General features: G+C 63.7%; 21 protein-coding genes, 1 tRNA gene and 1 pseudogene. 1 reads left to right on the top strand and 22 read right to left on the bottom strand.

Features of this window, described 5'->3' with window-relative positions; genetic code table 11:
* Positions 1-35 precede the first annotated feature (35 nt).
* The 17 genes and pseudogenes from CT676_RS01155 to CT676_RS45075 all read right to left on the bottom strand — a co-directional run bounded on the left by CT676_RS01155 (position 36) and on the right by CT676_RS45075 (position 18,827).
* A complete protein-coding gene (locus tag CT676_RS01155) occupies positions 36-770 on the bottom strand; it encodes a DUF2497 domain-containing protein (protein WP_223154042.1) in 735 nt (244 codons plus the stop codon).
* 339 nt (positions 771-1,109) lie between these two features.
* Entirely contained in the window at positions 1,110-2,501 is a 1,392-nt protein-coding gene (locus tag CT676_RS01150; RefSeq protein WP_071914064.1) for a TolC family outer membrane protein, read from the bottom strand.
* 217 nt (positions 2,502-2,718) lie between these two features.
* Positions 2,719-3,375, bottom strand: a complete 657-nt coding sequence (locus CT676_RS01145) for a protein-L-isoaspartate O-methyltransferase (RefSeq protein WP_167767893.1) — start codon at positions 3,373-3,375, stop codon at positions 2,719-2,721.
* A gap of 137 nt (positions 3,376-3,512) precedes the next feature.
* On the bottom strand, positions 3,513-3,689 hold the full coding sequence (locus tag CT676_RS01140) for a hypothetical protein (RefSeq protein WP_094183926.1): 177 nt from the start codon (positions 3,687-3,689) through the stop codon (positions 3,513-3,515).
* A 270-nt stretch (positions 3,690-3,959) separates the two neighbouring features.
* On the bottom strand, positions 3,960-4,964 hold the full coding sequence (locus tag CT676_RS01135; RefSeq protein ID WP_135213608.1) for an ABC transporter substrate-binding protein: 1,005 nt from the start codon (positions 4,962-4,964) through the stop codon (positions 3,960-3,962).
* Positions 4,961-7,066 carry an adenylate/guanylate cyclase domain-containing protein gene (locus tag CT676_RS01130; RefSeq protein WP_135213607.1) on the bottom strand — a complete coding sequence of 702 codons (2,106 nt, stop codon included), beginning with the start codon at positions 7,064-7,066 and terminating at the stop codon, positions 4,961-4,963. Before CT676_RS01130 ends, CT676_RS01135 begins: the two co-directional genes overlap by 4 nt.
* A 22-nt stretch (positions 7,067-7,088) precedes the next feature.
* Positions 7,089-8,105, bottom strand: coding sequence for a transporter (locus tag CT676_RS01125; protein ID WP_135213606.1), 1,017 nt, complete (start codon positions 8,103-8,105; stop codon positions 7,089-7,091).
* A 61-nt stretch (positions 8,106-8,166) separates the two neighbouring features.
* Positions 8,167-9,594, bottom strand: a complete 1,428-nt coding sequence (locus CT676_RS01120; RefSeq protein WP_244623026.1) for a DUF1254 domain-containing protein — start codon at positions 9,592-9,594, stop codon at positions 8,167-8,169.
* Positions 9,595-9,617: 23 nt separating this feature from the next.
* Positions 9,618-10,636, bottom strand: a pseudogene (locus tag CT676_RS01115) (DUF1214 domain-containing protein).
* An 11-nt stretch (positions 10,637-10,647) separates the two neighbouring features.
* On the bottom strand, positions 10,648-11,589 hold the full coding sequence (locus CT676_RS01110) for an efflux RND transporter periplasmic adaptor subunit (protein WP_085399542.1): 942 nt from the start codon (positions 11,587-11,589) through the stop codon (positions 10,648-10,650).
* A complete protein-coding gene (locus tag CT676_RS01105) occupies positions 11,589-11,828 on the bottom strand; it encodes a DUF3302 domain-containing protein (RefSeq protein WP_014495358.1) in 240 nt (79 codons plus the stop codon). Before CT676_RS01105 ends, CT676_RS01110 begins: the two co-directional genes overlap by 1 nt.
* Before the next feature lie 32 nt (positions 11,829-11,860).
* Complete coding sequence (locus CT676_RS01100; protein ID WP_244623025.1) at positions 11,861-12,352, bottom strand: hypothetical protein; 492 nt, start codon at positions 12,350-12,352, stop codon at positions 11,861-11,863.
* A 74-nt stretch (positions 12,353-12,426) separates the two neighbouring features.
* A complete protein-coding gene (locus tag CT676_RS01095; protein WP_135213604.1) occupies positions 12,427-13,470 on the bottom strand; it encodes an HAD family hydrolase in 1,044 nt (347 codons plus the stop codon).
* Positions 13,471-13,553: 83 nt separating this feature from the next.
* On the bottom strand, positions 13,554-15,374 hold the full coding sequence (locus tag CT676_RS01090) for an arylsulfatase (protein WP_135213603.1): 1,821 nt from the start codon (positions 15,372-15,374) through the stop codon (positions 13,554-13,556).
* A gap of 72 nt (positions 15,375-15,446) precedes the next feature.
* Positions 15,447-17,156 (bottom strand): arylsulfatase, encoded by a 1,710-nt coding sequence (locus CT676_RS01085; protein ID WP_135213602.1) that lies wholly within the window; start codon positions 17,154-17,156, stop codon positions 15,447-15,449.
* Between the two features lie 18 nt (positions 17,157-17,174).
* Positions 17,175-18,188: a formylglycine-generating enzyme family protein gene (locus CT676_RS01080; protein ID WP_135213601.1), complete on the bottom strand. Its 1,014-nt coding sequence runs from the start codon at positions 18,186-18,188 to the stop codon at positions 17,175-17,177.
* Between the two features lie 459 nt (positions 18,189-18,647).
* Entirely contained in the window at positions 18,648-18,827 is a 180-nt protein-coding gene (locus CT676_RS45075; protein WP_244623024.1) for a hypothetical protein, read from the bottom strand.
* Here CT676_RS45075 and CT676_RS01075 point away from each other — a divergent pair.
* Positions 18,807-19,691, top strand: coding sequence for a helix-turn-helix domain-containing protein (locus CT676_RS01075; protein ID WP_244623023.1), 885 nt, complete (start codon positions 18,807-18,809; stop codon positions 19,689-19,691). The genes CT676_RS45075 and CT676_RS01075 overlap by 21 nt on opposite strands.
* Positions 19,692-19,843: 152 nt before the next feature.
* Here the strand turns inward: CT676_RS01075 and CT676_RS01070 are convergent.
* The 5 genes from CT676_RS01070 to CT676_RS01050 all read right to left on the bottom strand — a co-directional run bounded on the left by CT676_RS01070 (position 19,844) and on the right by CT676_RS01050 (position 24,181).
* Positions 19,844-19,918, bottom strand: a tRNA-Asn gene (locus CT676_RS01070).
* 132 nt (positions 19,919-20,050) lie between these two features.
* Positions 20,051-20,419, bottom strand: a complete 369-nt coding sequence (locus tag CT676_RS01065) for a hypothetical protein (RefSeq protein ID WP_063983400.1) — start codon at positions 20,417-20,419, stop codon at positions 20,051-20,053.
* Between the two features lie 210 nt (positions 20,420-20,629).
* Positions 20,630-22,324, bottom strand: a complete 1,695-nt coding sequence (locus CT676_RS01060; protein WP_135213599.1) for a flotillin domain-containing protein — start codon at positions 22,322-22,324, stop codon at positions 20,630-20,632.
* A gap of 23 nt (positions 22,325-22,347) precedes the next feature.
* Entirely contained in the window at positions 22,348-23,007 is a 660-nt protein-coding gene (locus tag CT676_RS01055; RefSeq protein ID WP_014495394.1) for an OB-fold-containig protein, read from the bottom strand.
* A 10-nt stretch (positions 23,008-23,017) separates the two neighbouring features.
* Positions 23,018-24,181, bottom strand: coding sequence for a PspA/IM30 family protein (locus CT676_RS01050; RefSeq protein WP_135213598.1), 1,164 nt, complete (start codon positions 24,179-24,181; stop codon positions 23,018-23,020).
* Positions 24,182-24,188: the final 7 nt, after the last annotated feature.

Raw genomic sequence — 24,188 nt, 5'->3', positions numbered from 1 at the left:
ATAAGAGGGGCTTTATGAGGGCTCGGGAGCCGCCCTCACCTGCCGCCGCGCGAGACCCGCTCGATTTCGGCCTTCACGATGCGTTCAACGAGGCCCGGCAGGTTGTCGTCGAGCCAGGATTTCAGCATCGGACGCAGCATCTCCTTGACCAGATCTTCCAGCGTCCGCGCATTGCTGCTGAGCACCGTGTGGGCCAGGGAATTGAAGGCGGATTCGACCGCCGAGACCGTCGATTGGGCCAGGATCGGCTGTTGGGGCGGTACCGGCGGCGCATCGTAGTCCACCGCCGCATAGGACGATGACGGCATCAGGCGCAGCGGCGATTCGGCGAATTCCAGATCGTCGCGCGGCTCGACCTTGCGGAAGCTCGGCGGCGGCGGAGGCGGCGTCGGCTCCGGATCCACCGCCATCTCGTCGGTCAATTCGAGCACGTCGGGTTCAGGTTCGGGCTCTGGCTCAGGTGCACGGACCTCGGGCGCAGGCGTAGCCGCGTCCAGCCCCGCCAGCAGAGCATCAATATCGTCCTGGTTATTGGATGCATCCGCCGCAGGTGCGGGCGGCGGCGGCGCTGGAGCCGGCTTCGCAACCGGCGGCGGCGCGGGCTTCTCGGCAGCAGGTTTCGCGGGAGCGACCTTGGATGGCGGAATGTCGTTCATTGCTGACGGCTTCGGCGCAGCTGCAGCGGGCGCTGGCTTGGCAGCTTCGGCCGGCGGCGGCTTGGCCTCATCGTCGGCAATGATGCGCCGGATCGAGGCCAGAATCTCCTCCATCGAGGGTTCTGTGACCTTTGCAGGCTGCGTCATCTCCGACTCCACATCATCAACGCCCTCGCATGCGTTGTTTTACACCAAGCACGACAGGATTGGCCGGTTCCGCAACGGACGCCCCGACATTTTCGTCGCGGCGGCCCGACTTGTCCCCAGTTCACGGCTCAACGTGCGGCGGTGCGCCCCTGCCCTCGGCACTCAAGCCTTTACGCACACGACATCAGGTGCCGGGCGAATCGACCCGCATCTTCTTGGCAAGGCTATGTCAGGGATTTTGATGATTGCAAGCAAAGCACCAGTCGGCCTCGGCTGTTTGCGAGGCCGACCGGATGACTACGGACCTTAGCGTCCGTCAGGCGTGCGCACGCCGGCCCAGCTGTCGCGGACCTGATGGTAGTGAACGCTCGCATCATAAACCGTGGTCGCAAGGCCGAGGACCTGCGGCGACAGACGGCCGATGGCGGCCAGAACCTGATAGGACGCGACCACGCGGTCGTGCTGTGCGGTCACCAGCGCGACGCGCGCGTTGACCAGCGCCTGCTGCGCGTTGAGCACGTCGAGGGTGGTACGCTGACCAGCCTTGGCTTCTTCGCGCACGCCGTTCAGCGCGATCTCGGACGCCGTGACCTGCGCCTGCGCGGACTGCACCTGGGCCTTGCCGGCCTGCAGCGAACCCCACCACTGCACGACCGTCGCGCGGGTCTGGTCGCGGGTGGTTTCGAGGTTGAGACGCTGCTGCGCCAGGTTTTCCTTGGACTGGCGGATCAGCGAATATGTATTGCCGCCATCGTAGAGCTGCCAATTGGCCTGCGCGATGGCGGACGCGTTGAACGACCTGTATTGAATCAAGGACTGTTCGTTCCCCTGCGTGGCCCCCACCTGCAACGCGATCGTCGGCAGCAGCGCGCCTTCGGCGACCTTGACCTGCAGAAAGTTGACGTCGATGCCGAACATCGCGGCCGTGACGTTGGGATGTTCGATCAGGCCGAGCTCGACTGCCCCGGCGAGGCTTGCGGGCAAGAAACGATCCACCGGCGAACCGGGCGCGAGGTTCGTCGGCTCGTTGCCGATGATGCGGCGGAAGTTCGCGCGCGTCGTGGTGAGATTTGCTTCGGCCGTGAGGGCCTGCGTCTTGCCAGCCGCCAGCTGCGCTTCCGATTGCGCAACGTCGGTGCGCGTCACTTCGCCGACGTTGAAGCGATCACGCGTCTGCTTCAGCGTCTGCTCGAGCACGCGCACGTTGCTGCGCTGGACTTCGAGCGTAGCCGCATCGCGCAGATAGTCCATGTAGATCGACGCGCCCTGAAGCAGCACGCTCTGATCCAGGCTGCGCAGCGCTTCGCGGGAGCCGGAAACCTGGCTCTCGGCGGCGCGCGTCCTGTTGCCGGTGATGTTGCCGTTATAGAGCGTCTGCGTGACGGTCACACCCACGCTGCGCGGCACGCTGGGCCCGTTGATTGGTGTGTTACCCGGCCCCGGCGAACTCAACGTATCCTGATATTGATAGCCGCCGTTCGCCGTCAGCGCGACCCTGGGGCGATAGCCCGACAACGCCTGAGGCACGTTCTCGTCGGTCGAGCGCACCTGGGCGCGCTGTGCGTTGAGCTGCGGATTGTTCTGATAGGCGCGCACCAAGGCGGCCTCGATCGTGTCCGCCAAGGCAGGCGTCGGCCCGGCAAGCGCCAGCAGCAGGACCGAAACCGCAGCTCCGGTGAAGAGCTTCACCCCATGCATCCCTTAAATTCCGTTCATTCTAACGCCCCGCTCGTGCCCGCGAGCTAGGATACCGTCTACCGAGTGGAGTCGTTGCCCCTCAGCAACATAGGCCGCCAATTGGCGCAACGGAACCACCTGAAGGTAGTTCCCGGTGGAAACTCTTCACGTGCAGCATCCGGGCCACACTTCTGATTCAGAACGGGATTTTAACGGGCCAAAGCCCTCAATCGGGACTTCAGAAGACGAAAGCGGCGGCCCGTTCCAACCCGGGAAGAACCGGAGCTGCGGCATCGAACAGCGCCCGATGGCCGAATTCACCGTGGGTATGGGTCACGATCATGGCCCGGGGGGGCGTGGATTGGGCCGACACCCCCACGAGGCGCCCGCCCTCCTTGAGCTGCCCGAGCAGCGCCTCAGGCGTCACCTCGAAGGCGCCGTTGAGGATAATGACGTCATAGGGAGCGGCAGAGGGATCCCCTTCGGCGCAGGCTGCGGCCTTGCACGTGACGTTGGCGAGGCTGGCGCAAGCATCCTTGGCCTTCGCGGCCAGGGCCGAATCACATTCCGTCGCGGTGACCTGACGGGCGAGCGTAGCCGTCAGCGCGGCGAGGTAGCCCGTGGCGCAGCCGACCACCAGCACGTTGTCCCCCTCGCCGATTTCGGCGGCCTGGAGCAGCTTACCGGTCAGCTGCGGCTTGATCAGGAACCGCTTGGCCCCGCCTTCGCTCACGTCGAGATCGAGGTCGAGATAGGCCAATGCCTGCCTGGCAACCGGCACGAACGCCTCGCGCGGAACTGTGAGCATCGCGTCGAGAATACGGCGATCGGTGACGTCATTGGTGCGCACCTGGCCATCGACCATTTTTAGGCGCGCGGTCGAGAAACCGGACATTTGCGGACCCTGCAATGCGGACGATGCCGCGGACGAAATTTGGCGGCATCTTTGGAACAGGCTCCGCGAAAACGCAACACGTCCGTTGGCCCGGCGGACCAGGCTGCGCAACCCGAGGCGTCAAGGTGATCGATGAGCTATTCGATCGTGACTGCGAGGCGGCCGATCAATGCGGCGACTTCGTCGAGCCGCGCCGAATCGTGCGCCTCGACGGCGCGCGCGAGGCAGGCCAGGCATTCATCATCGCTGAGCTCGGGAACGTCCGCCGGCAGAATCGAGGGGGCCATTTCGGAACGGTCGAGGACGTCTGGCATTGGAATCACCTCCGTAAGGATCCGGCGCCTGCCAAGCTCGATTTGAATTGGGTCGAATTGGCGTCGCCCTCATGACGCGACCGCGCCCGACAAACACAACTGCTTGAGTGCGATTCTGCGCTGGGGCGGATATCACCTGAAGAGGTGCCGCGGCTACATTAGAATGCGGGCGCAGGATATTGAAAACACATTGAAATATGATCTGGATGCTGGGCACGCCGATGCATGGCCCGAAGGGAGTGTCCGTGCGAGCCTGTGCCCCCTGCAAGTTCAGGCGACGGTTGCAAGGTAGAGCTGCGTGTCGAAATAGTCTGCGGCCCGCACGGGTGTGGTGACGCCGGCATCCGTCATGAAGAAGTCACTGACCTGCTGGAGCCATTTCACGACGGTCCCGTCGGAATACAGCCGCTTCCATTCGCGCGAGGAATAGAGCTTCTGGGCCTTGAAGGCTTCCGCGATGTCGGCGGGACGCGACTGCCCGTAATGTGTCTGGAGCGCCTCCGCTGCGGCCGCCGGGTTGCGCACCATGTGGTCGTTCGCTTCCGCCCAGGCGCGGATGATCCGGGCCAGCACGTCCCTGTTCCCCGCATAAAAATCCATCCGCGCGGCCCAGCCGCCGAGCACAGCGGATTGCGGGTAGAAGGCGGAGGCGTCCACCAGCTTGACCGCATCCGGCAACGCCTCGCGGACGGCAATGTTGAACGGCACCCAGAGCGCAACGGCCGGCACCTCGCCGGCAATGAACGCCTTGACGGCGGCGGCCATGCTGCCGTTGACGATCTCGACCTCGGACGGATTGACGTTGTTGGCCCGCAGCGCGCGATCGAGAAAAATGTGCGCCGTGGTTTTCATCGTCGTCGCGATCCGCTTGCCCCTGAGATCGGCCATCCCCTTGACGCCGAGCGTCGGCCGGACCCAGAGCTGCGCGGTCGCGATCTCAATGTCGTTGATGAGAAAGCCCCGGCCGCGGCCGAGCGCCAGATAGTTGGAGATGACGCCGCCGGCCGAGAGGACGTCGAGCTCACCCCGCGCCATCGCCTCGAAGACCTCAGGTCCGGTGTTGAACTCGTGCAATTCGAAATCGATCCCCTCGCGGTCGAACGAGCCGCGATCGAGCCCGGTCCAGATGTGTCCGTCTACGGCGACCACGTGGAGATAACCGAGCCGAATTCTGCTGCGCGCCTGCGCGATGGCTGGCGCCGCGTACATTGACGCGGCCGCCAGCGCCGCGCCGTGCCGCAGCAACTGCCGGCGATTGACACCGAAGATGTTCATGCCGCCGCTCCCGCATTCCGGGCCGCGGACCGAAATCGCTGGGCATGAAATAGCGCGACGCTATCCTTGGGATAGTCGTGCAGGAAGGCCGACAGCCGGACCCGCGTCGTCTCGGCCGCGCCGTCCTGCGCGATCGCCGCAAAGACTTCATCCCAGCGTCGACACATCGCAACCTCGGCTTCATCGGCGTGCGCCAGCTCGCCGCGGAGCTCACTGACTTCGATCGCGTCGGCAAATCCCTTGGGCGTGATGCTGTCGACGCTGCGGAACAGAAATGTATCGCCGACGCTGGCGCGGACCGCCGCACTGACCAGCACGCGCGTGCCGTAATTCTTGTTCAGTCCCTCCAGCCGCGACGCCAGGTTGATGGTGGCGCCCAGCGCGGTGTAGTTCATCCGGTCGCTCGAGCCGATGTTGCCGACCACGGCATCGCCGACATGCAGGCCAAAGCGGGTGTCGTAGGGCGGCCAACCCTCGCGGCGAAACTCCTGGTTGAGCGCTTCGTTGGCCGCAAGGCATGCCAGGATGGCGCGGCAGGCATTGACGGTGTGGTCGGGATCGTCGGCCGGCGCGTTCCAGAACGCCATCACGGCGTCGCCGATATATTTGTCGACCGTGCCCTGGTGCCGCATGATCTCATCCGACAGCACCGCGAAATAACGTGAGGTGTGGATCATCACCTGCGACGGGTCGGCGCGCTCCGTCTTGGCGGTAAAGTCGGCGACGTCGGTGAACAGCACCGTGACCTCACGCCTGGAGCCGCCGAGGCTGAGCGAAGAGCCGGTCTCGATCAGCTGCCGCACGATCTGGCGCGGGATGAAGCTCGCAAAGCTGCGGACCACGCTGCGCATCGTGAACACCGAGCGGCCAAGCTCCTCGATCTCGGCGATGACGGAATGGACGCGCGGCCGCTCGGTAATCTCGAACCGCTGGATCGCGTCGGTCTCGTCGGCCAGTTTGCGCAGCGGCTGCGCCATCAGCGATCCCAGCCAGAACGCAAATGGCAGCGTGGCTCCGACAAAGGCCAGCGCCAACGCGAACAGCGTGCGGCGCTCGTCGATGATCTGCGCATAGAACTCGTCGAGCGGCGCGACCATCGCCATCCGGATATTGGCCGAGCCGGCCGTCTCGAGCCTGTGAACCGCTGCAACGTAGGTTCGGCCCGACGCGTCGGCAAAGAACTGCTGGGCCGCCCCGCCGTCCCGCCAGGAGCGGATGACCGGCACGAGCGCAGGCAGCCGGAGCGCGCCGATCTGTGGCAAGTCGTCCTGCCGCTCCGGAATCTCCGCCATCAGGCGGTTCATCTCGGGATGACCGACGATGCGCCCGGCATCGTTGAACAGGAACGCCAGCCCTGATTGGCCGAGCTTCTGCTCCGCCAGCATGTCCTCGAACCGGTTCAGCAGCAAATCACCCGCAATGACGCCGCGGCGCCCTTCCCTCAACGGCGTCCTCAGCGTGTAGCCCGGCTCGCCCGTGGCGTAGAAGACGTAAGGACCGGTCAACAGCGTCTTGTCGTTCTTGAACGCCTCGACATACCAGGGCCGCTGCCGCGGGTCGTAGCTCGCGGGTCCGGCGACCTCGGCAACCTGAATGAGGTTTTCGGAAAGATACTGCGTGACAGGCGCGGCCCCCGCCGTGCGCGAGATCACGACCAGCCGGAAGGCTGCATCCTCATCGACATTCAAACCCTTCCGGAACGACGGCTGGGCCCGATCGATCACGTCCATCTCGATGAACGAGCCGTCCTCGTAGCCGACATAGAGGTTGAAGAGCTGCGGGTTGTTGCGCAGCATCGCCGCCATCAGGCTGTAGAGCCGCGTATTGTCCGCGATGTCGGCCTCCTGGATCGGCGGCAGGCCGGACAGGATGTCGAGATTGTCGCGGACATTCTTGAACTGCTCGTCGATGTGATCGGCGCCAAGCTGCGCCACCTTCTCGATGAAGCCAGAGGCGGCCGTCCTGGTGATGGCGGTCACGCGTTCGAAGCTGAGATAGACCAGCGTCAGGCCCACAAGCAGCACCACGCCCACGAACACCGTGATGATCGATGTCTGGTAGCCAATGCGAAATACGCGTTTGCTGGTTTTCTCTCCGGTCATCGGAGCTGCCTGAACGCCTCCATCAGTACTTTCGAACGATGGGCTTCGTCGCCGCCGGCGCGGGCGCTGCCGGCGAGACCGAGAAAGTAACCCAGGTCGACCAGCTGTTCGGCCGGTTCTCGGTCTCAAGGTCCTTGTAGCCTCGGACATTGAGATAGCCCTGGTAGCCGTCGGACATCGGGATCATGAAGCCGATCTGCGGACCGATGCCGACCGCCTGGCCGCGGAAGCCACCGAGCTTGGCGCCGGGACCGCTATCGTCGGTGATCTGCTGGAAGAAATAGCCGGCGATGCCGATGTGAACGTTCTTGCTGACGAACTGCGAGGCAGCCCAGTCGACATGAAAATCCATGCCGTTCTGATACTGGAGGGCCCCGTTCATGAAACTATAGGTGAGGCCGCCGACGATCGAGAATTCGTGTCCGGTCTTCGGATCGAGATAGGTGTAGCCGGCACCGACGTCGATCGCGGGGAAGCCAAAACTCAGATTGGCGAGCCGGCTGGAATCATAGGTGCCGCTCGGGATGTTGCCGGTGATGTAGACCAGCTCGTTGTGGACGCCCTGATTCCATTTCAGCGTGCCCTGGTAGAACACGTCGGTCAGCGTCGTGCGGTTGTCGGTGGCACTGCCCGAGATCGTATTGCCGCGCGGACCGGTCAGCGTCGCATCGATGCCGGCGCCAATGTTGCCGGGCGCGGTGAGCACGGTGAAGCCGGCTTGGCCGCCGAGCACCGGCATCGGCGAGGTGTAGGTGATGCCCATGACGAGCGCGTCGGCATGTGCGTTGAGGCCGGCGGTCACCGAGCCGGGTATGCCGCCGCTGGTGACGAAGTTCTGCCCTCCTCCGGCCTTTTCGTTGAGGTGAAGGTAGATCGTCGAGTAGGCCCATCCAGGCGTTACGGGAACGGCGGCCAAGCTGCCGAAGATGCCCGGAAGCCAGAAGCTCACGCCGCCGGAAGCGGCAAGCGCGGGCTGAGCGGTAAAGCTCGCCAGCGCCAATGCAGTCCCGAGCCCGGCTTTGCGAATGTGTCCCGTCACGTCGCGTCTCCCTATTCTCGTCACGTCTTCCACCCAAACGCATCACGCTCGTCCAATTGCACTACTTCTTGGCGCCCCCGATCGTGGTGGCGACACGCTCGGCATCGGGCAGTTTCCAGCTGTGGTCGAACAGCGGCTGCTCGGGCCCGTAGAGGCGGAATAGCAACTCGAACTTCCGCGCCGGATCGGTCGGCACCCAATTGGCTTCCTTGCCCTCCGGCGCCTTCGGACCGAAATAGACATCGACCGAACCGTCGGCATTCTTCTGGATGCCCGGGCTGATCGAAGCCCGGCTTGCGCTCGGCATGTTCCGCACCAGCGCGTGCGTCTCGCGGTCGTAGACGGTTGCGGACCAGTATTGCTTGACCGGCGCGTTGGCGGGCACCGTCAGGCGATAGGTGGCGGCGCCGTCGAACGGCTGGCCATCCCTGTCCTTGTTGGCCAACAGGTAGAACTGCGCGGTGCCCAGTCGCTTGATACCGGTGAAGCCAAGCGTGTAGGAGACGCCGCGCATGTCGACCGGATAGGTGTTCGGATCGGCGTATCCAGTGCTCGCCGCCTTGACCATCTCCGCTACCGCAGCCGGGAACCAGCGGATGCCCGGGTTGATTACGGCGAAGCCGGCGTCGTAGCGCTGTTCGAGTATCGCGTGGGCTTCGCGGGCGGCTTGATCGAGCAGCGCAACGGTCTTCTGATCCGGATTGAAAGCCTTGCCTTTCTCGATGCCAATGCTCGCGAGCTGGTCGATCATGGCGCGATCGCGATCGAGCCACGGCTCGTTCTGCACCACGCGGTCGAGGCTGCGATAGAAGCTCGCATCGAAGGGAATCGTGGAGTCGAACAGCACGTCGTAGGCGTCGGTGAAATTGGTCTGCGGCGGATCCTTCGCCTGCGCGAGGGGGTAGACCTTGACCTGCTTGCCGTAGGAGACCGACTTCGCCACGTCGGCATCGCCGTGGCTTGCGAGATTGGAGCGCAGCAGCGCGAAGCCGCTGAACGTGTCCGACTGAAGCGAGATGTAGCCCGCGGGCGCGTCGCCCTTGTAACCGGGCGGCAGGATCAAATATTTGCCGCCCTGCCCCTTGTCGGCGCCTTCGGGACCTGCGTCCTCCAGCGGCATCTGCCACGCCGTGACGATGTTGCCCGCGATCGAGCCGCCTTGCGCCGGGGGAATGTCGATCACGACCGGGCCGTCCTTCACGTTCCAGAACGACATCAGATAGATCGAGTCCGGATTGGGCGTCAGCGTCTGGTTCTTCCAGTTCACCGGCTTCGACCAGTAAATGACCTCGTTCGGCTTTGCCTTGGTCGTCCCAAGCATGGTCTGCAGCATGAGATCGGCATTCACCGCCGGCATGCCCCAGATCATAGCCTCGACCGCGCGACGCTGGATAGTGCGCGCGGCAAGTTCATCCGGCGACAGGCTCTGCGCGTGCACATTTGCGGCCATCAGCATCGCGGCGACGACCCCGGTGATCAAATGTCTCATGACAACCTCCATCTGTTCGCCGTTCAGCTCACGGGCTTCGGCTCCGGGAATTTCCACTTGCCGTTCAGGACTTCGGGGCGCGGCCGATAGAGCCGGACGGTGTAATTCCAGCCCTTCATGATCGGCAGGCAGTTCGGGATCTTGCCGTCACAGCCACCGAACTGGACCACCGTGGAGCCGTCGGCTGATTTCGTCGCCGTCAGATTGTTGAGCGAGTAAGCGTTGTAGGGGTTTTTCTCGAAATAGCCCTCGGCGTTGTAGAGACTGATCGACCAGAAGCCGTCCACCGGCACATTGCCGGGGACGGTCAGCTTGTAGAGGTGCTGCCGTCGTTCTTCTCGGGGGTGACGCTGAGATAGGTGGCGTCCTTGTCGGGATTGCCGCCCCATCCCGCGGCGGTCGCGATCAGGTGCCGGATCGGATCGACCTGCCCCTTGGCGCCAAACGCATCCTTGAAGCCGCCTGCGGTTGAGGACAGCACCAGGAGCGCGTCCCGCACCTTCTTCTGGCTGACCGGATCCCAATTCGGTATCTCGAACTTGCCCGGGGCCTTCTGGCTGATCGTGACGGCGTCCTGGACTGCGCGGACCTTCTCGACATCCTTGGGATCGTTGGGATCGACGAGGGTTCGAAGCCCGATCAGCGCATAGCGTGTGCCGACCCTCTTCCGATCGTAGGTGTAACTTCCGGCGCGATACTCTATGTCGCCGACGATGTAGTGATCCTCGTTGACCACCATCAACGACCGGAACCGCTTGCCAGCGTCCGGCAACTTGATCGTTACCGGTCCCGCATCGAGATCAACGACGGTCATGGAGTACAGCGTGTCACGATTCGACCGGATGACGCCCTGCTTATCGATCGCCATCGGCTCGCGATGGTGAAACAGCTTGCCGATGCCACCGGCGTCCTTGACGCCGTTGCCGAAGTACAGGTCGGATTCCGCGCGCCCAAAATTATCGACCGTCACCGGGACCGGCGACTGCGCCTGCGTGGCCGAGGTGAGGATGAGGAACGAAGCCGTCAGCACTGCTCTTTTCATGCGCCCTCTCGCTAGAACGGATTGACGTAATTCAGGATCGCGACCTGCCGCAGGATCACGCGGCGCACGACGTGGGTCGGTTTGACGTGATCGGTGTAGATCGCAGCCGTTCCGGCGCTGCCGGCCGGCAACCGTTTGACGAAATCGGCGTCGTCGAGCTTGACGCGCACGACGAAGGGGGCGGCCTCGATGGCTTTCGGCAGGACTGCCGTGCCCGATGTCTGCACCTGTCCGGTCGCGATCGCCTGGAGCACGCTCTCGACCTTGCCGGAGTAGATCTGCCCAGGTGCGAATTTGAATGTGGCCTCGACCTCCTGGCCGGGCGCCACGTAGCGCGCATCGTTCTGGTTGATCTCGACGCCGATGATGGTGCTTGAGACGTCAATGAACGCCATCACCGGCGCCAGCGGCAGGTTCGCCACGCGCGCGCCCTTGCGCAGCGCGAGATTGGTGACGTAGCCGTCGGCCGGCGCGCGCACCACTGTCTTGTCGAGATTCCACTGCGCGGCCTCGAGCTGGCCGGAGAGCTGGTCGGCCTCCGATTGCCGCTGTTCGACATCGAAGCCGCGGCCGGCGTCGCGCTCGTAGAGCTGCGTCATCTGGCCGAGGCGCGTCTTGGCGAGCTTGAACTGCGCGTCGATCGCCTTGACCTGCGCCGCGTAAGGCGTCGGGTCGATCTTGAACAGGACATCGCCTGCCCTCAACGGCGCGTTGGCGAGAACCGGAACATCCGTCACCTCGCCCGCCACATCAGGCACGATCGAGACTGCATTGCGCACGACCAGCGCATTGCCCTGCGGTGCGCCCCACCCCATCGGGATCAGCAGTCCGAACAGCAGCAGCACCAGCACGATCGCGGGCGACGCCTTCCAGAACAGGTTGAAGCGTACGATCCCGAAATGCACCAGCAGGAACAGCAGCACGAGATAGGTATTAAAGAGCGCGACACCCATCACGCATCTCCCGCCTTGCGTGCGGGCACGTCGAGATAGGCCCAGATCAACGCGATCGGCCACAGCGCGAAGCCGAAGAACAGCGTGATCCAGCCGGCGACAGTCACTGCCTGCGCATGAGGATGGTTGCGCGACTTCGCGATGTGGCCGGGCAGCCAGCCCGCGATACAGACCACGCCGATCGCGCTGGCGAGCAGGATCACCAACACGATCCAGGCGAAGATGTCGTAGCCGCTCATGACCGCCGCCTCATTGCGTCAGTGACGTGCCTTCATTGGCAGTAGTCCCAAAAACCCTGCGTGCGGGATGGATCGGTGTAGTACCAGCACATCCCCGGCGCGGGCGCAGCACCCGCCCAGGCCACAGCCGTGGCCGCTGTCACGAAGCCGATCGCAGCACCGGCGGCGATCGCGCCGCCCCTCGGCCAGTGGTAATAGCCGGGTCGCGCCCAGCCGCCGCGCCCGGCCACGGCCGTGGTGCTGCGGACGGCGACGTTGCCGCGCGGTCCGACCACTGCGGTCCGGCCGCGATAGGCGGCGCCTCGGGGGCCGACCACGGCGCCGCCACGATGGACCACGGCCCCACCACGCGGCCCCATGGCGGCCCCGCCGCGGCGAACAGCGGCACGCACCTCGATCAGATCGGATGGTCCAGTCGCGCCCTGCTGGATTGCCGCTGGCTGGAGCGGCGCCGCCGCCACCGTTCCGACCGGAAGCGACGCGCCGGTTGCCAACGCCAGCAGGCAGTTCGTCCACCGAAACATGCGCATATGTCCAGACATCCTTGTCCTCCCTTTGTTATTGCTGTCATTGATGCAGCTTCCCGCACGCGTCCTCGTCATTGCGACGCTTCCGCGGTGCCGCGTTCGGACGCAAACATCGTCGTCCAGTCCTTTGTCATGTCGACGACGGTCCAGCCGAGCTGCATGGCCTCGTCCCAGGCCTTGTCGAGCTTTCCGATCTTGGACTCCCTGTCGTAGGAATATTCGCGGGCCGCATCGGTGTGATGGACGATGCCGACGAAGCGCGCGCCGGGGCCGGCCGCAGTCCATTGCAGCATCTGGTGGTCGCCGTCCGAATTGCCGAAGGCAAGAATCGGGCGGCGGCCGATGAAGCGGTTGATGCCCGACGGCTTGCCGGGACCGTCGGCGATGAACTCGACCTTTGGCAGCTTCATCAGGACGGGTTTGCCATCGGCGTCGATCTTGAATTGCGTGACGCCGGAGGAGCCGACCACCTGCTCCGGCGGAATGCCGTAAGCCTTCTCGGCCCAGACCCGCATGAACTCGACACCGCCGCCTGATACGATGAAGGTCTTGAAGCCGTTCGCGCGCAGGTAGGCGAGCAGCTCCACCATCGGCTGGTAGACGAGCTCGTTATAAGGGCGATGAAAGCGCGGGTGCTGCGCCCGGGTGAGCCAGTCGGCAACCGAGGCAGCGTAAGCGTCGGTCGTCACGCCGCTGTGGGAGGCCGCGATCAGTGTCAGCAGACCCTTCTCACCCTGCGCCGCCAGCGCGTCCTTGTTGCCTGAGAGGAACGCCTTGAAGGGCTGCTGCTGCTTCCACTCGGGATGCTGCGGCGCCATCGCCCTGACGCTATCGAGGCCGAAGGCCGCCTGGAAATAAATTGGCTGTTCGCACCAAAGTGTACCGTCGTTGTCGAACACGGCAACGCGCTCCGCCGGCGGCACGAAATCGACTCCGCCTGGCGAGGTCACCCGCCCAACAAAGTCGATGATTGATGTCTTCGTGACCCCGTCGTTCCACGAAGGTAGAGGTCCGGTTCGAGCAAAAGCTGCCGCACTCCAGACCGCGACAGCATTGATGGCGGCGAAACCGATCAGAAACCCACGCCGGGTGGCAGATGCGAGGGAAACGGGCATTCTGGATCTCACAGGCGCAAGTGAGTAACTACGAAGGTGGCACCGGCCCGCAACGACGCGGGCCGGTGAGGATGGGGTGTCAGCTATTTGACTCCGCGTTGCTGGAGCTGCTGTTCGATCATCTGATTGACGCCCGAGCGTATCTTGTCGATGCTCTGGGCGCGTTGTCCCGCCCTGGCGCGGTTGTCCTTGATCTCATCGAGCTGCTCTTCAAGGATCGTGGCCGGTACGAAACTCGGTGGGAACGACCGCGGCGGAAAATCCTTGAAGGTCATGACGAAGGCGCCGACGTCGTCCATCGCGCCGTAGACCTGCCCGACATGGTTGAGTTGCCAGTCCCAGAATGTGTTCGAGGTGATGTCAGCCCTCTCGAACGGATCCTGAAGCAGGTTGAATATCTTCTGGAGGCGTAGCTTGGTGAAGGGCTCGGCCCAGACGCCCAGTGTGCCGGGCAGACGCTGCTCGGCGTAGACATACTTGTAGTCGCCCTTGCGCAAGGCCACGAGCAAGCCGTCATCATCCGAGTAGAAGAACTTGTCACGAGCGCTCTTGGTGCCGTTGTTGTTGCCGGCCGTGCCGCTGACGTTGCGCAGGAATGCGGTCTGGTCGAACCCGTCGAGATGGACCTTGTAGTTGATGCCGTTGGCGGTGTACCCGGCGCTCAGCCTGTTGACGATGTCGGGCTCACCTGCCGCCGAGCACAACGTCGGAATCCAGTCGTTGTGGCTCATCAGCTCATTGGTGACCGTGCCCGGCTTGATGACGCCCGGCCAGCGCACCAGGCACGGCACGCGGAAAGCGCCTTCCCAGTTGGTGTTCTTCTCGGAACGGAACCAGGTCATCGCGCCGTCCGGCCAGCTGTTCATGTGAGGACCGTTGTCGCTGGAGTAGACGACGATGGTGTTGTTGGCGATCCCCATATCGTCGAGGGCTTTGAGCAGAGTACCTACCGTATCGTCATGCTCCTGCATGCCGTCGATGTATTCGCTGTCGCCATGCGTGTAGCGGCCGCGATGATCGGTACGCACATGGGTGCGCAAATGCATGCGCGTGGCGTTGAACCAGCAGAAGAACGGTTTGCCGGCGGCCTGTTGCCGTTTCATATAGTCGATGGCCGCGGCCGACGTCTCGTCGTCGATCGTTTCCATGCGCTTCTTGGTCAGCGCGCCGGTATCTTCGATGGTCTGTTTGCCGATCTTGCCGAAGCGGGGGTCTACGGTCGGATCGTCGCGGTCTGCAGCCTTGCACCTCAGCACGCCTCGGGGGCCGAACTTGGCGAGGTAGCTGGGGTCTTTGGGATAGTCGGGTAGTTCCGGCTCCTCCTCGGCGTTGAGATGATAGAGATTGCCGAAGAATTCGTCGAAGCCGTTGACGGTCGGCAGCGACTCGTTGCGGTCGCCGACGTGGTTCTTGCCGAACTGTCCGGTGCCATAGCCGAGATTTTTAAGGAGGCCGCCAATCGATGGGTCGAGCTGGCTCATGCCCATCGGCGCACCGGGAAAGCCGACTTTGGTCAGGCCGCTGCGAATGCCGTGTTGGCCGGTCAGGAACGCCGCGCGACCCGCCGTGCATGATTGTTCGCCGTAATAGTGGAGGAACTTGATCCCCTCGCGTCCGATGCGATCGATGTTGGGCGTCTCGTAGCCCATCAATCCGTTGGAGTAGGCGCTGATGTTGGCGATGCCGATATCGTCGCCCCAGATCACGAGAATGTTGGGCTTGCCTCCCGCTGGCTGAGCTGCCGCCGGCGCGCGAGAGGGCGCTGCTTGCTGCGCTTGCGCCAGTGCTTCCGAGGTCAGCGTCGCTGCTGCGACGATCGATGATGTTCCAAGGAGCAGATTTCTGCGGTTGATCGTTTGTTCAGCGTCGGAGGAATTGTTCTTGTTCTTTAGTTCGCCGCTCATTTCTACGCTCCCTGTGTTTCATTGGTCGTTCACGTCAGCCGCTCGGCGTTGCTGCCAGGCGGTCACGCCACGCTATTGCGTGACTTGAAAACTCCTCTGCATCTTCTCGACGATCTGATCGATGCTGAAGCTCGACGGCCGCTGACTCGGGGGAAATTCCTTGAAGGTGGCGAGGAACTCCCCCACAATTCTAGGCGCAGCAATGAACACACCCGCGCCGTCCGTCATGAGCCAGTCGTAGTAGGTGTTCGACGTGATATCCGCGCGCTCGTAGGGGTCCGAGCGCAGATCGAAGATTTTCGGCACGCGCAATTTGGTAAACGGCTCGGCCCAAATTCTTAATGTACCTTGCGCACGCTGCTCTTCGAAGACGACTTTCCAGTTCTCGTAGCGCAGAGCCACCACGTCGCCATCGTCGTCGAAGTAGACAAACTCCTTGCGCGCGCTGCGCTCCTGCTGACCCGTGAGGTGGGGAAGCTGGTTATATCCGTCGAGATGGACCTTGAACGTTTTGCTTCCGGCCTGGTGCCCCCTCAGCAGCTTGTCCTTGATTTCCGGTTCGCCCGCGACCGCCAGCAGGGTCGGCATCCAGTCGAGCGCGCTGATCGTCTCGTTCGAGATCGAGCCGGGTTGAATTCGTCCTGGCCAGCGGATCATGCACGGCACGCGGAACGCGCCCTCCCAGTTGGTGTTCTTTTCGCTGCGGAACGGCGTCGTTCCCGCATCCGGCCAGGAGTTCTGATGCGGCCCATTATCCGTGGTGTAGATCACGACGGTATCGTTACCGATGCCGAGATCGTCGATAGCCTTGAGCACCGTTCCGATCGTCGCATCGTTTTCGATCATGCCGTCGGCGTATTCGGTCCTGGCCGTCAGCCCGGGCGGGCCACGATGGGACTCCCGTACATGCGTGCGAAAGTGCATTCGGGTCGTGTTGAACCAGCAGAAGAATGGCGTGTTGGCCTTCGCCTGACGTTGCATGAAATCGATGGCGGCAGCCGATGTTTCGTCGTCGATCGTTTCCATCCGTTTCTTGGTGAGTGCGCCGGTGTCCTCGATGGTCTGCTTGCCGACCTTGCCCCAGCGCGGATGTTCGGTCGGATCGTCGCGATCCGACGCCTTGCAACGCAGCACGCCCCGTGGGCCGATCTGGTCCCGCATACCGGTCGGATAAAAGCGGTTCTCCGGATCTTCCTCGGCATTGAGGTGGTAGAGATTGCCGAAGAATTCGTCGAAGCCGTGCACGGTTGGCAGATATTCATTGCGGTCGCCGAGGTGGTTCTTGCCGAACTGCCCGGTGGCGTAACCAAGCGGCTTCAACAACTCTGCGATGGTCGCGTCTCGCGCTTGCAGACCCACGGTCGCGCCGGGAATGCCCACCTTTGAAAGGCCGGTGCGCAGCGTGCATTGGCCAGTGATGAACGAGGACCGCCCCGCCGTGCAGCTCTGCTCGGCGTAATAGTCCGTGAACATCATGCCTTCTTTCGCGATGCGGTCGATGTTCGGCGTGCGATAGCCCATCACACCAAAGGAATAGGCGGAGACATTGGTCTGTCCGATGTCGTCGCCGAAGATCACGAGGATGTTCGGCTTGCGGCCGGACGCCGATGAAGCCGCCGGGCTCGCGGCTGAACCCGGCGCCGCTTTCTGCGCTTGCGCCAGTGCCTCCGATGTCAGCGTCGCCGCGGCGACGATGGACGAAGTTCCCAAAAGCAGTTTCCGGCGATTGATCGACTGGTCAGCCCCGGACTGGGTGCTGTTCTTCTCCAACTCGCTGCTCATGCGATACTCCCTATCTTGCTATGTTGCAGCAGACCCTTCTTGTTCGCGATGAACAACGAGAGGCGTCCGCATCACGCAGCGGAAGCCGACATGGCTGGTTGAAGTATCGACCGGCTCGGCGTGGCGCGCCGCGGGGCGGTAGCGACGGCAATAGTTCGGCGCGCAGAGATGCGAGCCGCCCTTCAAGACTTTGCGCGGGATGCGGATGTCGGGTTGACATGGATCAAAGCTCGCCTCCTCGCGGCCGCCGCGGGGATTTCTGGGAATGCAGCAGGGCTTCGCGGCGTCGGCGGCATGCTTTGACGACCACCAATCCGAGGTCCACTCCCAGACATTGCCGATCATGTCGTGGAGGCCGTAGCCGTTCGGCGGGAAAGCCATGACCGGCGAGGTACGCTTGAACCCATCCTCGCCGAGATTCTGGACGGGGAAATTGCCCTGCCAGATGTTGGCCATGTGCTTGCCGCCGGGCATCAGCGCATCGCCCCAGGCGAACTCCTCGCCGTCGAGGCCGCCGCGCGCGGCGAACTCCCATTCCGCTTCCGTCGGCAGTTCCTTGCCGGCCCAGCGGGCATAGGCGGCTGCATCGCTATAGGAGACATGCACGACCGGATGGTCGTCGAGGCCCTTGATGTTGCTACCGGGGCCGTAAGGATGGCGCCAGTTGGCGCCGCGCATGAAGGACCACCATTGGCTCCAGTCGGTGAGATCGGTGATGCGCGGCAGCGGCTCGAACACCAGCGAGCCGGCGTAGAGCATCTCCTTCAGGGCGCCGGGATAGTCCTTGGGGTCGGGAACGATCTGCGCCTCGGTGACGTGGCGGGTCGCGTTGACGAATTGTTTGAACTGCCGGTTGGTGACGGGGGTGCGGTCGATCCAGAAACCGTCGACCGAGACGCGGTGGCTCGGCGCCTCCTCGGGATAATGATGGTCGGATCCCATATGGAAGGTCCCGCCGGGAATGAAGACCATTTCGCCGGTCTTCACGTCGTCCGGCAACCACTCGCAGTGATCCGTATCCGCCCGCAGCATCGTGGAAACTCCGATACGAGTATTCCACCCGGTACTATGGCGCGGATTTCAGCAGGCGTCGACGAGAGCACATCGCCCGGCATTCTGGACGCATTGTCTGGTCCCCTCTTCTTGGCGCCGAGGGTGCGAGATGGGTGTCGTAGACTTGCGTCAGCATCTCTCCCTCTTTTGCGCACATCCTTCGAGCCCGCGGCAACACCATACCGCCTGCCCCGCCCCGCGGTTCGCAGAGCGATCGTCGCCGATATCGCCTAGGTTGCAAATGGTATCCGAAGATTGGATGCCCGTGATGTGCAGTTTGTGCCAATACGCCGCGCCGATCGGTGAGGCTTAACGACACATGTCGCAAATTCCTCAATCCACAGCGTCATGTGGCGCACAGCTCGCGTCAAATTCGGCGATAATTTACCTCAAAGCGCGAACTCGGGCTCTCGTACCCACTTCGCGTTGTAGTGGTGTTCAGCCGCCGCCTGCCGCAGAATTGTCGCGCTTGAGTAACAGGGTGCAGCCATGGGCCAATTCCTTCTGGTTGATTCGCGTAAGCTCGACGGCTTCGAAGGTCTTCACCAGGCCGTTCACGGCTCGCACGTCGATGTCATGCAGCTGGGGCGCGGGCGATTGCGCGGATCGCTGTCCCATGTCGGCATCGGCGATTTCTCGCTCAGCATCGGCACCTTCAGCGTCGGCATGCGTACGCAGCGCGTCGCCAGCGACGACAAGCTGATCATCGGGATGCTGCTCGCGGCCGAAGAGCGCGTCACCCACTGGTCCTTCGACATGCGCCTCAACGACGTGCTCGTGATTCCGCCGCTGCTCGAGCATGACGGAATCTTTCACGGTGGATCCGCTTACGCCGCCATGCGCTTCGACATCAACGAGGTCGCATCGCTGTTCGGCGGCGAAGCGAGGCTGAGCAATCCCGACACCTGGCGCAGGCGCGACCATTTCCGGGCGGACCCCGGTAGCGGCGCGATCGCCGCACATCGTCTGGTCCGGATCATGTCACATCTGCGCACTTACAGGAGCGGCCTGACGCCCTCGACCGCCGATTTCTGGAAGCGATCGATCGTCGAATGCATGGCGGCCAACGTGATGTCGTCGCTACCGCCCGACGACACCGGCTGGCTGCCTTCGGCAAGGCGGCTGATCCGCCGGGTCGAGGAGTATCTCGACGAGGCCGGCACGCGCCCAGTGCATGTCTCGGAGATCTGCGCCGCTCTCGGGGTGTCGCGCCGCACCCTCCATCGCGCGTTTCAGGAGGTGTTCGGCTTGGGCCCGGTTAGCTTCCTCAGGCACAAGCGGCTGTGTGCCGTTCATTCCATTTTGCATGAGAGCGTGCCGGGCTCGACGACCGTGGCCGCTGTCGCCATGCAGCAGGGCTTCTACGAGCTCGGGCGGTTCTCGCAGTATTACCATGCGATGTTCGGGGAACGTCCGTCGCAGACCCTGGGAGGACGAACTGTCCCTCGCCTGAGGGTTCAACCCTCTGAGCATGAATTATAGGCGCCTGGTTCGGCTGTGCTGGGGGACAGCTATGGTCCGACCGATTCCCTCTCCACCGGCCGACTGCTCAGCCGTGCACCGGCCCCAACGCGGCGGCCTCGGGTAGTGTTGCGCAATTGCAACGCAAGTAAGACTTTGAATTTGCTGGATTTTGGCTCCCCGGGCTGGATTCGAACCAGCGACCATCCGATTAACAGTCGGATGCTCTACCGCTGAGCTACCGAGGAAAGGGCGAACCAGTCGTTCGCGCGCGGCTGCGTATAACAAAGCCGCTTGCGCTTGCAAAGGACGAATTCGCGATCTTGCACAATGCGCCGAGGAAGGGCCGCCGCCCCTCCCCTGGCTCAAGTCAGGTCAAACTATTCGGCGACGAAGGACGTGGTCTTGGTTCCGGAGTCGTAGCGCAGCCGCAGCGCGGTGATCTTGCAGAGGTTGACGTTCTTCCAGAGCACGGACTCGTCATAGTTCTGCCAGTCGACGCGGATGTTCCAGACACATCCCTCGTCGTCCTCCTCGAACTCGACATAGGTGCTCGCCTGGTTCTGCAAAACCTTGTCGAGTTCGTTCTCCCATTCGTCCAGGCCGTCGTCCGGTGCGTTGAAGCCCAGGAATTTGATGGCATAGCCGGTCTCGTTGACGACGGTGACGTTGCGGGCGTCGGCCGCGAACGACGGCGCAGCGGCGATCGCAAGACCGATCGCGATCAGTCCGGACAGAAAATACTTCATGTGAAATTCCCCCGATCGAAAGAGGCTCCGGTGCCTGACGTCGATCCGCGCAGGCACCGCGGCAACAAATGGCGTTGCCTCGAAGAATTCACCCGGAGCGCGATCGAGTGGTTCAACACGCGATCGATCGACGCTCCGGAGCGTGCGCGACGCGAGACGCGCACGGGCAGTTCATATCGATTCGAATTCTCCGCAGCAATGAACCGGCGTTCATAGATCGGCGGTGTTTGTTTTCTCCGGTGCGGGCGCCGGCACTGCGGCGCCGTTGCTCTTTCCCGTCACGGCGCCGACCAGCGCTTTCACGGGATCCTCGCCCGGCGCAAACCCGCTCTGGCGCAGGATCTCGTCGATCATCGGACGCAGCGCGTGCACCTTGAGAAGCTCGCCGGCGAGCCCCTCGCCAAAGCCGACATTGCCGCCGCCGGCGCCATTGCCGCCGAACGCGCCGCCGGTGTGCAGGATGCGGACGTCCTTGAGGTTGCCGATCGGCCTGACCATCTCGGCCAGCGCCGAGGGCATGGTCTCGATCCGCTTCTTGGCGAGCTCGAAATCGATGACGTTGGCGCCGAGCTTGTTCTGCGCCTCGTTCTTGAGCGTGATGATTGCGGCTTCGGCCTCGCCGATATTCCTGACGCCGACTGCCTTGATCTTGTTGGACTCGGCTTCCGCGGTGGCCAGCGTCTTGACGGCCTCGGCACGATCGAGCGAGGCCTTCTTTTCAGCTTCGGCCGCGACGATCAGCTCGGTCGACTTGCGCTCGGCCTCGGTGCGCGCGGCGAGCACCTGGGTGAGACGGGCACGGTCGGCGACCTCGACCGCGCGGGCGGTCACGACCTTTTCCTCCGCGGAGACGGCGAGCGCCTCGGCGGTCTTGGCGTCGGCGACGGCTTCCGAGGTCTGCTTGCTCTTGGCCGCGATCTGGATCTCGTTCTCCTGCGTGGCGATCTGGATTTCGCGCTGCGCGTCGGTCTTGCGCTTGTTGATCGCCAGATCCGACTCGATGACTGCGGTTTCCTTGACCTGCTTGGCGCCGGCCTCCTTCTCGGCAACGGCGCGGTCGGTGTCGATGCGGGCGTTCTCCTCGGTCAGGCGCGCCGTCTGCGTCGCGGTCGCCACCTCGGCGCGGGTGCTCGCGGTCTTGTTGGCGATGTCGCGCTCCTGGGAGAGCTCGGCCTCCTTCTTGGTGCGCTCGATGGTCAGGGTCTGCTGCCGCGCCTCGAGGTCCTTTTGCGCAATCGCCACCTCGTTGTCGCGCACGATCGAGTTGCGGTCGCGCCGGCGCGTCTCGGTAACGGTCTTCAGCTGGGTCAGACCTTCGGCGTCGAAGAAGTTTTCCGGATTGAAGAATTTCACATCCGTCTGGTCGAGCTTGGTCAGCGACACCGATTCAAGCTCGAGACCGTTGGATTTTACGTCCGATTCCACGGTCGCCTGCACATGCTTGACGAAGTCGCTGCGCTTCTCCTGCAACTCCAGGATGGACATGGTGGCCGCCACTGAACGCAGGCCGTCGACGAATTTTGCCTCGACCTGGTTACGCAGGGCTTCGGCGTCATTCGTCAGCGCGCCCAGCGTCTGGCTCGCGAGCGCAATGCTCTCATCGTCAGGACGGACGCGCACGTAGAACTCGGCGACGATGTCGACGCGCAGGCGGTCCTTGGTGATCAGGGACTCCCGCTCCTTGCGCTCGACGGTGAGCCGCAGCGTCTTCAGATTGACGCTGGCATAGGAGTGGAAGATCGGCAGGATCATGGCGCCGCCGTCGAGCACGACCTTCTTGCCGCCGAGGCCGGTGCGCACGAAGGCCTCGTCGCGGGTGGCGCGCTTGTAGAGGATGGTGAAGACGATCCCGAGGACAACGATCAGCGCGACGCCGATCATGGCCGGGACTGCGATGTCGAACATGACTTTCTCCAATAAATGGCTTGCTAGCTGCTTAGAGTCGGCTTGGAAGGTTTCAGTTCATCGTCGGCCTTCACCGCGACGAAGCGGGTGCCGGCGCGATCGACCAGCAGGACCATAGTTCCCTGCGGCAGGGGCGATGATGACGGTGCGGCGACCGCCCAGACGAAATGGCGGTTGCCGTGGATGTCGGCGACGCTGACGCGGCCGGGCGGCCCCTGATCGAGCGGGCCGATCACGACCTCGCCGACGCGGCCGACGAGATCGCCGAGACCGACGGCATAGCTTTCATCCTTGGGAATGACCCGCGCGATGCCCCTGCTTGCGGCGCGGACCAGCGGAATCGAGACGGCGACCGCTCCGACCGACGCGAGCGTTGCCGGCAAGGGACCGGCCACCATCCGCGCGATGTCCTGGATCAGGAAGCCGGTGATGGAGAACGCGCCAAGCAGCAACAGCAGGAAGATCAAGAGCGGCACGCCGCCGACATTGATCCAGGAGATGGCGTTGATCACGCCATTGTCGCTGGGGTGACCAAAATCGATGTTGGTGCCGAGCATCTCGCTCAGCGAGGCCCCGACCAGCATCGAGACCACCTCGATCGAGCCGACGATGAGGATCATGGCCGCCGCGATCGCGAACGGCCTGACCTCCGGCGACATCACGTGTTCGAGCAGAGCGCTCATGACACATTACTCAGGAGCGCGACTTCAACCGCGCCAGCCTCGCTGCAATCTCCTTGTCGCGATGCAACGTGCTGAGCTCGTCGATGTCGCTTGAATACGGGATCGCTGCCGGGACGCCGGTGGCGCGCGCCACCGCCCTGCCCGCGCGCAAGGCCTTCGCTGCCGCCGAGGCACCACCGGACTTCCGGGGCGACGTCGAAGCCTGATGGCTTGCCTGAGCCTCGCTCTTTTCGAGATCGGCGCGGCGCTGCTCGGCATCTTGCAATGCTGACAGCACGGCGCGCAGCGACGTCACGCACTGCTCGATCTTCTCGTTGTTCTCATCGATGGCGCGGGAGAGCACCTCGAATTGCGCCTCCAAGTCCATCTGCCGCGCAATGCCGGCGCGTGCGAGATCGTCGCGGCTATCAGCGATCGCACCTTCGATCTTGGGCGCAAGATCGGTCATCTCGCGCTCGATCTCGGTGCGGCGCGCGTTGAGACGGTATTCCTCGGCGCGCGCGGACGCGAGCGCATCGCGCGCCTCGCTTTCCGCGCGCTCGATCTCGCGGATGGCTTGGCCAACCACGTTCAGCTTGTTCTTCCCCTCCGCCTGCTCGATCGCGTCATAGGCGATCCCGGCGATCAGGCGCCCGACCCGGGACAGGAAGTTGTCGGGGGCGGCAGCGATGGTATCCATGGCGTTCTCCTCCTCTGGCAGACTGTTCGGCGTGACGCCGTAGTGAACTTCGAAACCGTCGTCGGTGCGGATGAGGTGCGCGGGAGCGCTCTGCCCCCAACCCTCGGCATAGCCGGCATAGTCGAAGGGCACGCTGAAGCGCCCCTGCACGGTCGCAATCGAAATGGTCGCGGGGCCCTTGATCTTGGCGAGCTTGTCGTCGAGCGGCAGGCGGCGGCCCTGCGCGGCGCGATAATCGGCGCGGTCGCGCAGGCCCAGCGTCACCAGCCGCGACGGCAGCGCGGTTTCTTTCCGGATCGGCTCATAGGCATGGGCATGGAGCAGGACGACGTTGGAGCCGACGTTATGGCTCCGCGCCACGTCATCCAGGATCTCCATCATGCGGTCATAGGCCCTGAACGTCGCCTCCATGGCGGCCTTGGCGGCCGGGTCAGGGGCAAGCCTGTAACGCAGCGCGGACGGCGCGTTTCGGGGCGACGGGCTCATGGAAAGCACTAAAGCA

It is taken from the genome of Bradyrhizobium sp. MOS001 (assembly GCF_004634465.1).
GTDB classification, from domain to species: Bacteria; Pseudomonadota; Alphaproteobacteria; order Rhizobiales; family Xanthobacteraceae; genus Bradyrhizobium; species Bradyrhizobium barranii.
The sequence above is the reverse complement of the archived record's forward strand: the minus strand, read 5'-3'. Positions and strand labels throughout refer to the sequence as shown.